Genomic DNA, 11,879 nt, shown 5'->3' with positions numbered 1-11,879 from the left:
ACTGTATATATTCACAGTAAATTCATCGGAGGCTTTTATGCGTATTGAAGTCACTGTAGCAAAAACCACCTCGCTGCCCGCTGGCGCTATCGATGCGCTAACGGCAGAGCTGAGCAAGCGCATCGATAAACATTTTCCTGAATCCGCCCACAGCGTCTCGGTACGCTATGCCGCAGCTAACAATCTGACGGTAATGGGCGGCGGTAAAGAGGCGAAAGACCAGATTACCGATATCCTGCAGGAAACCTGGGAAAGCGCCGACGACTGGTTTATCACCGACTAGCCGGCGCGTCCCTCTCTTTCAGTTTTTTGCCGGGCTTCGCCGTCCGGCTTTTTTATCTTTCTCTCCCCCTTTGCAGCTGACGGAATCTGGCTATAGTAGAGTGACTAAAGGCAAATGCCGCCACTGGCTAAGAGGTCTGCTCATGAATGCTGAAAATCCCGAAGAAGCAATGACGTTTGGCGAACTGCTGGCGCTGATCGCCGATCAGCAGCGTCGTCTGAGCGTGCTGGAGCTCGCTTTTTCCTCGCTTTCCCTGTGTCTGGACGAGCCTGCCGCGCTGCGGCTGATTGACAGGCTACGCCTTGAGGCCAACAGCCCGGAACATGATGAAAATAAACAGCAGCATTTCGCCGCGCTGGCGGAGGAGCTGGCAAAACGAGCCGGGTGAATAATATTTACTCAAGTTTTAAGAGCCCGCTGCCGATATTTATATTATCGGGAGCAGCCGCTTTAGTTTCTGCGTACGCAATCCCGCTCTAATTAAAGGCAATCGGCCCGGATCAAAATTTCATTCTGCGGGAATCAGAATTCCTGTTATAATTATCCTGCTCTATGAAAAAAGGCCGCATTGAACCTCGATAAATCACTTCGTTGTCATTGTCAACACGAGTAATAAGGGGGTTATAATGGACAGAAACAAAGAGGTTATCCAGACACATCCCCTCATCGGGTGGGATATCAGTACCGTAGACAGCTACGATGCTATGATGATCCGTTTGCATTCGCTTTCATCCAACGAGCAGCCGAGCGATGAAGCCGATGTAGGTCAGACCTACTGGCTGACCACCGACGTAGCCAGACAATTTATCTCTATTCTTGAAGCTGGCATCGCCAAGATCGAAGCTACTGAATATCAGGACCGCGACTACAAAAAGCACTAATTTTACGCGTGTTACCCTGAAGGCACCCAATCGGGTGCCTTTTTCATTGCCGCCGCATTTTGCTATTCTGACCGCCTGTTTAGCAAAGGAGCCAGGTGCATGGTTTATGACTTAATAGTGGTGGGCAGCGGTTCGGTCGGCGCGGCAGCCGGCTGGTATGCCACCCAGGCGGGGCTTAGCGTCCTGATGATCGATCGCGCGCATCCGCCTCATCGGGAAGGCAGTCATCACGGCGAGTCTCGGTTAATCCGCCATGCCTATGGCGAAGGCGCGCGTTACGTGCCTATGGTGCTGCGGGCGCAGCAGTTGTGGGACGTGCTGGAGCAGCAATGCGGCGAGCGTCTGATGCAGCGCAGCGGCGTGCTTAACCTTGCGCCCAATCATTCCGAATTTATCCGCAACGTGCGCCACAGCGCCGACCAATATAACCTGCCGGTCGAGATCCTCAGCGGCGAAGAGGCAGCGCGTCGCTGGCCACAACTCTCTGTTCCTGAAGGTTATACCGGTATTTTTGAACCGCGTTCGGGCTATCTGAAATCGGAAACGGCTATTCGTCATCTGATCCGCCTGTGCGAAGAAGCAGGCTGTGCCCAACTATTTAACTGCGCGGTGACGGCGTTGGGAGAAAGTGACGGCTTGCAGCTGGTAGAGACTTCCGAAGGGGTTTTCCGCGGCAAAAAGCTGCTGCTGAGCGCCGGCACCTGGGTTAAAACGCTGCTTCCCGACCTGCCGGTTACGCCAGTCAGAAAGGTCTTTGCCTGGCATCAGGCGGACGGACGCTACAGTGAAAACAATAAGTTTCCTGCTTTTACCGTGGAAATGCCGGACGGCACGCATTTCTACGGTTTTCCTGCTGAAAATAGCGCTATCAAGATCGGTAAACATGATGGCGGTCAGCCGATTAGCACGCCAGAGCAGCGCAAGGCTTTTGGCAGCGTAGCGGAAGACGGTAGCGAGCTTTTCGCTTTTATCCGGCAATTTTTACCCGGCGTTGGCGTTTGTTTACGCGGCGAAGCCTGCACTTACGATAATACGGCGGATGAAGATTTTATAATCGATACGTTAAATCCAAATCGGCTGGTTATTACCGGTTTAAGCGGTCACGGATTTAAATTCGCTACGGTACTGGGCGAAATCGCTGCGCAATTTGCTCAAAGCAAAGCGGCGGAATTTGATTTATCTCCCTTCTCTCTTTCCCGTTTCTGAATAAAAAAAGGACGGCGTTTTTAATTGCCGTCCTTTCCGTTTAGCTTAATAAAATTTCCGTTAAGCGCGAAATAATCTTTTTATTTCGCCGCTGCCGCTGCGGCGTCTTTTTTCTGCTGACGCAGGCGCAGTTTCTTCACCAGCTTATGCGCTTCCGCTTCGCTGCCAACGGCAGGCGCTGAACCCGTCAACGGCTTGCGCGCCGTTTCACGCATGGTGAAGACGGTGATCACGCCGATAACGCCAGCGCCCATCAAATAGTAAGCAGGCATCATCAGGTTGTGCGTGGTCTCTACCAGCCAGGTAGTGATCAGCGGCGTGGTGCCGCCGAACAGCGAAACTGAAAGGTTGAAGCCAATCGCCAGCGCGCTATAGCGAATGTCCGTTGCGAATAGCGCAGGCAGCGTGGCAGGCATTGAACCGCTAAAGCAGGTATGCAGCACGCCCAGCACAATCAGTCCGGCAAATACCAGCCACATGTTGCCAGAACCAATCAGCATCAGGCATGGTACCGCCAGTACGATTAGCCCGATAGCGCCACTCAGGATCACCGGACGGCGGCCCAGACGATCGTTCCAGTGGCCGGAAAACAGCGTCAGCGGCATCATCACGAACATCACCACCAGGATCAACAGCAGGCTGCTCATTTCGCTCAGGCCCAGGATGCCGGTCAGGTAGCTCGGCATATAGGAGGTCAGCATATAGTTGGAGACGTTAAACAGCAGCACCAGGCCGATACATTTCAGCATCTGGGCGCGGTATTTGCTTAGCATCTGCAGCAGCGTCAGGCGCGGCTTGCTGTGCTCCAGCGCATCCTGTTTTTCCATATGCTTCTGGAAGGCTGGCGTTTCTTCCAGCTTCAGGCGTACATAGAGGCCGAACAGGCCCAGCGGCGCAGCGATAAAGAAGGGAATGCGCCAGCCCCAGTCCAGCAGCGTTGCTTCGGGCATTGCCGCCGTCAGGCCGGTTACCAGGCCCGCCCCAAGCAGGTAGCCGCCCAGGGTGCCGAACTCAAGAAAGCTGCCCATAAAGCCGCGACGGTTATCGGTGGAGTACTCGGCGATAAAAGTCGCCGCGCCGCCATATTCGCCGCCGGTGGAGAAGCCCTGCACCAGACGAGCTACCAGCAGCAGGATTGGCGCAAGAATGCCGATGCTGTCGTAGCTCGGGATCAGGCCAATACAGAATGTCCCGATTGCCATCATGATCATGGTAACGGCCAGCACTTTCTGGCGCCCTACTTTGTCGCCCAGCGGTCCAAATACCAGGCCGCCGATAGGTCGCACCACAAAGGCTGCCGCAAAAGCGCCAAAAGCCGCCAGCAGCTGCGCTGCGGAACTGCCGCCAGGGAAGAAAACTTTACCAATTGTGACCGCGAGATAGCTATATACGCCGAAGTCGAACCACTCCATCGCATTGCCCAGCGCAGCCGCGCCCACGGCACGCTTCAGCATGTCGTTATCCACGATGGTGATATCGTCTACGGTGAGTTCTTTTGGCTTTTTCTGCCAGAAATGCTTTTTATGTTTAGGTTCTGAGTGCGTGCTCATGCGTTCCCCTGTGTGAGAGAAAAGTAGCAGCATCATAGCTTTCGTTGCCGGTGGAGCCTGTAGAGAAAGAAGGGAATGAAAGCTATAAAGCAGCGAATATTGTGCGCAAAGACGTTTCTTTACGGGAATTTACTCTATACGACAGGCTGCTTTTTAGCAAGTTTGTGACAGAAATCGCTGAAATAGTCACTTTCTTAATGTGCCAATAGCGTTTCTACCCCTTTTGCCAGCAGTACAGCCTGTAGAAACCAGCATACACGCGTGTACCAAAGGTCAGGACAAGCGTAATTGACATTAGTATGTTGTAACTATAAACAAGCTAAGAGGTTGATTATACAGGTTTCATAATAATCGGGGTTCTTTGAAATGTAATAGCCTGGCGCTGCCCTGTTATGAGCCGGTCAAGCCGGCCCCGAGGTATAAAAAATCAGCTATCCGGCGTGGGGATTTTCAGCGTCATATTCAGCAAGCCGCGCGACTTATTGAATATTTTATTGCCGTTTTCACGACCGGCGCGACGCGCGCGCTGCTCTTCCGGCGCCAGCGCCAGCTCTTCCATACAGATTGGGCTGCAACACTCATGATACTTTTCTGCACAGCTGGCGCACTGGATAAACAGCAGATGGCAGCCGTCATTTTTACAGTTAACGTGAGTATCGCAGGCGGCGCCGCACTGGTGGCAATGCGCAATCACATCATCAGAAATGCGCTCGCCCATACGTTCGTCAAAGACAAAGTTTTTGCCTTTAAAGCGTACCGGTAAACCCTGTTCGCGAGCACGGCGGGCATATTCAATAATGCCGCCTTCGATGTGATAGACGTTTTCGAAGCCGTTATGGCGCATCCAGGCGCTGGCTTTTTCACAGCGGATACCGCCAGTGCAGTACATCACGATTTTTTTATCTTTATTGTCCTGCAGCATATCAACCGCCATCGGCAGCTGATCGCGGAAGGTGTCCGCCGGGATCTCCATTGCGTTGTCGAAGTGGCCCACTTCATATTCATAGTGGTTGCGCATATCGACGAAAACCGCTTCGGGATCGTCCAGCATGGCGTTGACTTCGTCTGCTTTCAGGTAGCTCCCGACGTCGCTGGCGTCGAAAGTTTCATCTGTAATGCCGTCGGCCACGATGCGTTCACGCACTTTCAGACGCAATACCCAGAAGGATTTACCATCGTCATCCAGCGCAATATTCATGCGCAGATTATTCAGAGCCGGATCGAAGCCGTAGAGCATCGCTTTCATGGCTTCGTAATTGCTGGCGGGCACGCTGATTTGCGCGTTGATCCCTTCCGCGGCGACGTAAACGCGGCCAAAAACTTTCAGCTTCGTTAGCGCAATATAGAGCGCATCACGAAAAGCTTTGGGATCGGCAATGGTGAAGTATTTGTAAAAAGAGACCGTAGTGCGTGGCTCGGTTTCGGCCAGCATGCGCGCTTTCAGTTCTTCATTTGAAACAAGGTTATGTAACACTGGCATGGTGTACGTTCCTGCGGCTTTGAGAAATTTTGCGGGCGATATCATACCCTAATGTTGCCAGAAGCACACAGAAACCGTAAAAAATCTGCATCAGGAAAACGATCGCTCCGCAACCGCCTGAAAAGCATATCCGGATCAACATCACAAAAAATTCCGCCTATAGTTAGCCTGTCGCGCTTTAATTTCACGGAGAAATAACATGAGTAAGCTATTTACCCCAATCGAGCTGGGCAAGTTAACGCTTAAAAATCGCATCGCTATCGCGCCAATGTGCCAGTATTCCGCCGAGCAAGGTAAAGCCACTGCCTGGCACCGCATTCATCTCGGTCACCTCGCGCTTTCTGGCGCGGGCCTGCTGATTATCGAAGCGGCGGCCATTGAGCCGGCCGGACGCATTACGCCGCAGGACCTTGGGCTATGGGATGATGAAACCGAACAGGCGCTGGGCAGCGTGCTGCAGGATGTACGTCAATATTCTACTCTGCCGATTGGGATTCAGCTGGCGCACGCCGGCCGTAAAGCCTCTACCGATGTCCCGTGGCGCGGTGGCGGCTTCCTGCAGCCGGAACAGGGCGGCTGGCAGACCTCTGCTCCTTCCGCCGTGCCTTTTAACGACAGTGACAATGCGCCGACGGAGCTAACCCTTGAGCGTATAGAAGAACTAAAACAGGCTTTTGTCGATAGCGCCATTCGTGCTGACCGCCTTGGTCTGGATTTGGTCGAGGTGCATGCTGCACACGGCTATCTGCTGCATGAATTCCTTTCTCCGCTATCCAATAAACGCGAAGACCAATACGGCGGCTCGCTGGAAAACCGCATGCGCCTGACGCTGGAAGTGTTCCGCGAAGTGCGTCGCGTCTTCCCGGCGGATAAGCCGGTCGGCGTGCGCATTTCCGCTACCGACTGGGTTGAAGGCGGCTGGGATTTGGAACAGTCCGTAGCGCTGAGCAAGGCGCTGGCGGCGGAAGGCTGTGCCTATATTCACGTTTCCAGCGGCGGCCTGGCGCCGGAGCAAAAAATCAGCGTTGGCCCTAATTATCAGGTGCCTTTCGCCGCAGCGATTAAAAAAGAAGTTTCGGTGCCGGTGATCGCGGTTGGCCTGATTACCGAACCGCATCAGGCTGAGGCTGTGTTAGTCGAGGGGGAAGCGGATATGGTGGCGCTGGCTCGCGGTATGCTTTATAACCCGCGCTGGCCATGGCACGCCGCCGCCGCGCTGGGCGCTAAAGTGGATGCGCCAGAGCAGTACTGGCGCTGCGAACCCCACGAAGTAAAAGGGCTTTTTAACTCTTAACTATGCAGTACACGCCAGCGCGCCTCCCTGCGCTGGCGTTTAAACCTTCTGAATCGCAACGCATTATTTCAGTTCGCTGCCAAAAAATGGCACAATACGCCATAACTCTTAAATTCCGGGCAGCATAATGGTGCCCCTTTTTTACGATCTGGACACTCATGACTCAGCTGCCTCAGTTTACGCGCGCTTTGTTGCATCCCCGTTATTGGTTTACCTGGCTGGGCATTGCTCTGCTCTACGTGCTGGTGCTGTTGCCCTATCCCCTGCTCTATCGCTTCGGCTGCGGTCTTGGCCGTCTGGCGATGCGTTTTATGACGCGCCGCGTGGCGGTAGCCCGGCGCAATCTGGAGCTCTGTTTCCCGGAAATGCCGGAAGCGGAGCGCGAAGCTATGGTAGGCCGTAACTTTGAATCCGTCGGCATGGGGCTGATTGAAACCGGCATGGCCTGGTTCTGGCCCGACTGGCGCATTAATAAATGGTTTCAGGTCAGTGGCCTGGAACATATCGCCAAAGCGCATCAGGAGAGCAAAGGCGTGCTGCTAATCGGCATGCATTTTCTGACCCTGGAGCTGGGCGCGCGCATTTTTGGTATTCATAATCCCGGCATTGGCGTTTACCGTCCTAACGACAACGCTTTGTTAGACTGGCTGCAGACCTGGGGCAGAATGCGTTCCAATAAAAGCATGCTGGACCGCAAAGATCTGAAAGGCATGATCCGCGCGCTAAAAAATGGCGATATTATCTGGTACGCGCCGGATCACGATTACGGCCCGAAGAGCAGCGTCTTTGTGCCTTTTTTCGGCGTAGAGAAAGCGGCTTCCACCAAAGGCAGCTATTTGCTGATCCGCAGCGGCCAGCCTGCCGTGATCCCCTTTGTACCGCGTCGTTTGCCGCATGGCAGAGGTTATGAAATGGTAATTCTGCCAGCGGAAGAAAATGTGCCGCTGGATGATGAATCCGCCACCGCCGCGCGGATGAATAAAATAGTTGAGCACGGCGTGCTGATGGCGCCCGAGCAGTATATGTGGCTGCATCGCCGTTTTAAAACTCGCCCGGCTGGCGAACCTTCTCTCTATTAAAGCCGCGGGCGGGATCCGTTCCGCCCGAACTTCAATCCTGGCTCAACCCTTCCCCGGATTCCACTGTTAAGCCATCTGTTTTAAGCGCATACTTAGTCTGCTAATAAATTGACCAGACGGGCGCTTATGGCTACCACTGACCTTCCTTCTTCTACTGTTAACTGGCAAAAAAATCTTTTTGTCGCCTGGTGCGGCTGCTTTCTGACCGGCATGGCCTTCAGTCTGGTAATGCCTTTTCTGCCGCTTTATATTGAGCAGCTTGGGGTCAGCGATGCGCAGGCGCTGAATTTGTGGTCTGGTTTGGCTTTTAGCATCACTTTTCTTTTTTCCGCTATCGCCTCGCCTTTTTGGGGAGGGCTGGCGGATCGCAAAGGCCGCAAAATCATGCTGCTGCGTTCGGCGCTGGGCATGGCCATTATTATGGTACTGATGGGGATGGCGACCTCTGTCTGGCAATTTCTGGTATTGCGCGCGCTGCTGGGCCTGCTTGGCGGCTTTGTGCCTAACGCTAATGCGCTGATTGCCACTCAGGTGCCGCTGAAGAGAAGCGGCTGGGCGCTGGGCTGGCTCTCTACCGGCGCCGTCAGCGGGGCGCTGATCGGGCCGTTGATCGGCGGGCTGCTTGCCGATAGCTTTGGCCTGCGTCCGGTATTTTTTATCACCGCCGCCGTGCTGTTTCTCTGCTTTATTATGACGCTGCTGGCGATACGGGAAGAGTTTGTGCCGGTACAAAAGAAGGATATGCTGCACGCGCGTCAGGTTTTCACCTCCCTAAAGAATCCTAAGCTGGTGCTGTCGCTGTTTGTCACCACGCTGATTATTCAGGTCGCTACCGGCTCAGTGGCGCCCATTTTAACGCTGTATGTGCGGGATCTTGCGGGAAATATTGAGAATCTGGCTTTTGTCAGCGGTGCTATTGCCTCGGTTCCCGGCGTTGCTGCTTTACTTTGTGCGCCGCGGCTGGGCAAGCTGGGCGACCGTATCGGCCCGGAACGCGTCCTGATTGCTATGCTGATCCTGTCGGTCTTACTGTTGATCCCGATGTCGCTGGTACAAAATCCGCTGCAGCTGGGTATATTGCGCTTTTTGCTTGGTGCCGCCGACGGTGCTCTGCTGCCTGCAGTGCAGACGCTGCTGATTTATAACGTCAGCAATAGCGTGGCCGGGCGCATCTTCAGCTATAACCAGTCTTTTCGCGATATCGGCAACGTCACCGGGCCGCTGATTGGCGCCATGGTTTCAGCGCACTGGGGGTTCCGTGCGGTGTTTGTGGTAACGGCAGCCGTAGTCCTGTTTAACGCCTTTTACTCATGGCACACGCTACGTCGCCAGCCTGCCCGGCCTTAAAGAGTGTTAAGAAAATCGCTAACCGTTCCCGTAAGCTCGCGGATACGCGGCTCGCAGCGACGGTAATAAGTCCACTTGCCGACTTTGCTGGCTTCCAGCAGACCCGCTTCCTGCAGCATCTTCAGGCAGAGCGAAGTGGCGGGCTGCGACAAGCCCGCCTTGTCCTGGATCAGGCTGGCGCAAACCCCGTAGCGGTCAAAATCATACAGCTGGCTGTAGCCGGCAAAAGCCTCGTCGGGGTTTTTTAACCATAAAAGCACGGCCATACGCGTTGGATTGGCCAACAGCTTCATGGCGTTTTCAGGTGTCATCCAGCCTCACTTTAATCAGGAAGGGTAAAACGGATAGTCAGTATATCCTTTTCGCGTGCCGCCATACAGCGAGGCGGCATCTACCGCGTTCAGTGAATAGCCATTGCGCAAGCGGTAAGGCAGATCCGGGTTGGCGATAAAGGTTCTGCCGAAGCCAAAGAGATCGCCCCAGCCTTGTTGCAGCACGCGTTCCGCTTTTTCCTGCGTATAGCGCCCGGCATACATAATCACTCCGCTGAATGCGGCGCGCAGCGCGCTACGGAAATCTTCCGGCAATTCCGGGCTGTTATCCCAGTCCGCTTCCGCAATCGACAGATAGCCGACTTTTAACGAATCCAGCATTTTTGCCGCCGTGATATAAGTGGTGTACGGATCGCTTTCTACCAGGCCCAGATAGACACGATCTTCGCTGGTGCTGGTAAACAGCGGCGCAAATCTTACCCCTACGCGCTGGTTGCCGAATACGGCGCTAACCTCAGTAACAATTTCCTGTAAAAAACGCAGCCTGTTAGCCAGAGTGCCGCCATATTCGTCGGTGCGGAAATTACTGTGCTCCGAGATAAACTGGTTGATCAGATAGCCATTAGCCGCGTGCAATTCCACGCCGTCAAATCCGGCCTCTTTAGCATTTTCCGCCGCCTGTCGGTAGAGCCCGACAATTTCTTTGACTTCTGCGGTAGTCAGTTCACGTGGCTCAGAAGGCGCGGTCAGCATGCCTTCGCCCGGCCCGGTTTCGATAAAAACGCGCACGCCTGTTACCGCTACGGCAGAAGGCGCGACCGGCTGCAGTTTAGCTGGCTGTAATTCACTATGCGAAACGCGGCCGACGTGCCAAAGCTGGCAAAACAGCGTGCCACCCTCCTGATGTACTGCTTCCGTAACCTTTTTCCAGCCGGCGATTTGTTCCGCGCTGTGAATACCTGGCGTCCAGGCATAGCCTTGCCCGCGTGGCTCAATTTGTGTGCCTTCCGTGACCATAAATCCTGCGCTGGCGCGCTGGCGATAGTAATCAACCATCATTTCGCCCGGCACGTTGCCTGGCTGTTCGCTACGGCAGCGAGTCAGCGGCGGCAGCGCGATGCGGTTAGCTAAGGTGAGGTCGCCAATCTGTAGCGGTGTAAAAAGGGATTTGTCGTTCATAAGTTCAGGGTTCCTGCTGCTGAAAAGCGGGCAATTATATTTATACATTTAAATATTTAAATTCATTTTGTGCTGTTCGTTCTATTGTTAAGAAAATTACAAGGGTTAATTCGGGCTAACCTCTTGTTTTTTCGCAGAGGTGCCTTTTTCACCCTGTCTGGCGCAGATTTCACGCGAAATCTGTTTAAAGTTTTTTCAGAGTGTGACGATAAATAATACAGACGGTGACGGGCATCCTGGCGCCGTATCCGAACCCTGGTAAATATTTAAGGAAACGATTATGTCCGTTATCAACACTAACATCATGTCCCTGACTACTCAGAACAACCTGAACAAATCACAGGCTTCTCTGAGCACCGCTATCGAGCGTCTTTCTTCTGGTCTGCGTATCAACAGCGCGAAAGACGACGCCGCAGGCGAAGCTATTGCTAACCGCATGAGCTCCCAGATCAAGGGTCTGACTCAGGCTTCACGCAACGCCAACGACGGTATCTCTCTGACTCAGACCGCTGAAGGCTCTCTGAACGAGATGAACACCAACTTACAGCGTATCCGTGAACTGACTGTTCAGGCGAAAAACGGCACCAACAGCGCCGACGACATCGACTCTATCCAGAAAGAAGTTGACGCGCGCCTGGCTGAAATCAACCGTATCGGTAAAGCTTCTACCTTCAACGGCACGGCAATCTTCAACAGCACCGGCAGCGTAAACATTCAGGTTGGCGCTAACGACTCTACCGACGCTAACGTGATCAGCATCGACCTGACCGGCGCTGGCTTCCAGGCTTCTGGTCTGGGCGCATCCTTCGACGTGACCGGCGGCAACCTGTCTGACCTGGACGCGCGTATCAAAGATGTCGATACCGCACGTAGCGGCCTGGGTGCGATTCAGAACCGTTTTGAATCCACCATCAACAACCTGAACACTTCTGTGACCAACCTGACCGCGTCACAGTCCCGTATCCAGGATGCTGACTACGCAACTGAAGTTTCTAACATGTCGAAGGCGCAGATCCTTCAGCAGGCTGGTACCTCCGTGCTGTCAAAAGCCAACCAGGTTCCACAGGGCGTGCTGTCTCTGCTGCAGTAATCATCAAGCTTTCCCGATGGCGTCCGGCTTCTGCCGGACTCCCCGATGCAGTTGCAGAAAGGGCCCGTTATGGGGCCCTTTTTTTATGACGCTGTAAAGGCTATTCAGTCGTAACCCTTCGGCAGTTTCCCATTATCTCCACGGCCCCTCTTTCAAAATAGCGCCAATATTCTATTTAACTTCCCAATAAACCATGTACTGTAACCCTACCTGCTTTA

12 protein-coding genes are annotated in these 11,879 nt (G+C 53.9%); 8 read left to right on the top strand and 4 right to left on the bottom strand.

Going from position 1 to position 11,879, the window contains the following annotated elements; translation table 11 throughout:
* The first annotated feature begins 37 nt into the window (after nt 1-37).
* The 4 genes from dinI (at nt 38) to solA (ending at nt 2,370) form a co-directional block, all read left to right on the top strand.
* Nucleotides 38-283 carry a DNA damage-inducible protein I gene (gene dinI, locus ACETPC_RS11945; RefSeq protein ID WP_380181622.1) on the top strand — a complete coding sequence of 82 codons (246 nt, stop codon included), beginning with the start codon at nt 38-40 and terminating at the stop codon, nt 281-283.
* A gap of 142 nt (nt 284-425) precedes the next feature.
* Nucleotides 426-671 carry a hypothetical protein gene (locus tag ACETPC_RS11940; protein ID WP_380181620.1) on the top strand — a complete coding sequence of 82 codons (246 nt, stop codon included), beginning with the start codon at nt 426-428 and terminating at the stop codon, nt 669-671.
* A 238-nt stretch (nt 672-909) separates the two neighbouring features.
* Nucleotides 910-1,164 (top strand): biofilm formation regulator BssS, encoded by a 255-nt coding sequence (gene bssS, locus ACETPC_RS11935; RefSeq protein WP_380181618.1) that lies wholly within the window; start codon nt 910-912, stop codon nt 1,162-1,164.
* A gap of 99 nt (nt 1,165-1,263) precedes the next feature.
* Nucleotides 1,264-2,370 (top strand): N-methyl-L-tryptophan oxidase, encoded by a 1,107-nt coding sequence (gene solA / locus ACETPC_RS11930; protein ID WP_380181616.1) that lies wholly within the window; start codon nt 1,264-1,266, stop codon nt 2,368-2,370.
* An 80-nt stretch (nt 2,371-2,450) separates the two neighbouring features.
* Here solA and proP read toward each other — a convergent pair whose 3' ends face one another.
* Both proP and ACETPC_RS11920 read right to left on the bottom strand, forming a co-directional pair.
* Entirely contained in the window at nt 2,451-3,920 is a 1,470-nt protein-coding gene (proP, locus tag ACETPC_RS11925; RefSeq protein WP_380181614.1) for a glycine betaine/L-proline transporter ProP, read from the bottom strand.
* Between the two features lie 427 nt (nt 3,921-4,347).
* Complete coding sequence (locus ACETPC_RS11920) at nt 4,348-5,400, bottom strand: rhodanese-related sulfurtransferase (protein ID WP_380181612.1); 1,053 nt, start codon at nt 5,398-5,400, stop codon at nt 4,348-4,350.
* A 199-nt stretch (nt 5,401-5,599) separates the two neighbouring features.
* Here ACETPC_RS11920 and ACETPC_RS11915 point away from each other — a divergent pair, with 199 nt between their 5' ends.
* The 3 genes from ACETPC_RS11915 to mdtG all read left to right on the top strand — a co-directional run bounded on the left by ACETPC_RS11915 (nt 5,600) and on the right by mdtG (nt 9,120).
* On the top strand, nt 5,600-6,694 hold the full coding sequence (locus ACETPC_RS11915; RefSeq protein ID WP_380181610.1) for an NADH:flavin oxidoreductase/NADH oxidase: 1,095 nt from the start codon (nt 5,600-5,602) through the stop codon (nt 6,692-6,694).
* A gap of 158 nt (nt 6,695-6,852) precedes the next feature.
* Entirely contained in the window at nt 6,853-7,773 is a 921-nt protein-coding gene (locus tag ACETPC_RS11910; RefSeq protein WP_380181608.1) for a Kdo(2)-lipid IV(A) acyltransferase, read from the top strand.
* A 126-nt stretch (nt 7,774-7,899) separates the two neighbouring features.
* Nucleotides 7,900-9,120 carry a multidrug efflux MFS transporter MdtG gene (gene mdtG, locus ACETPC_RS11905; RefSeq protein ID WP_380181606.1) on the top strand — a complete coding sequence of 407 codons (1,221 nt, stop codon included), beginning with the start codon at nt 7,900-7,902 and terminating at the stop codon, nt 9,118-9,120.
* Here mdtG and ACETPC_RS11900 read toward each other — a convergent pair.
* Complete coding sequence (locus ACETPC_RS11900; RefSeq protein WP_380181604.1) at nt 9,117-9,431, bottom strand: ArsR/SmtB family transcription factor; 315 nt, start codon at nt 9,429-9,431, stop codon at nt 9,117-9,119. The two genes, mdtG and ACETPC_RS11900, sit on opposite strands and share 4 nt — an antisense overlap.
* A 15-nt stretch (nt 9,432-9,446) precedes the next feature.
* Nucleotides 9,447-10,571: an alkene reductase gene (locus ACETPC_RS11895; protein WP_380181602.1), complete on the bottom strand. Its 1,125-nt coding sequence runs from the start codon at nt 10,569-10,571 to the stop codon at nt 9,447-9,449.
* A gap of 280 nt (nt 10,572-10,851) precedes the next feature.
* Here ACETPC_RS11895 and ACETPC_RS11890 point away from each other — a divergent pair, with 280 nt between their 5' ends.
* Nucleotides 10,852-11,661 carry a flagellin gene (locus ACETPC_RS11890; protein WP_380181600.1) on the top strand — a complete coding sequence of 270 codons (810 nt, stop codon included), beginning with the start codon at nt 10,852-10,854 and terminating at the stop codon, nt 11,659-11,661.
* Nucleotides 11,662-11,879: the final 218 nt, after the last annotated feature.

The sequence above is a fragment of the Pantoea sp. sgz302252 genome (genome assembly GCF_042610525.1).
Lineage (GTDB): Bacteria > Pseudomonadota > Gammaproteobacteria > Enterobacterales > Enterobacteriaceae > Erwinia.
This window is presented reverse-complemented; position numbering and strand designations above follow the sequence as displayed.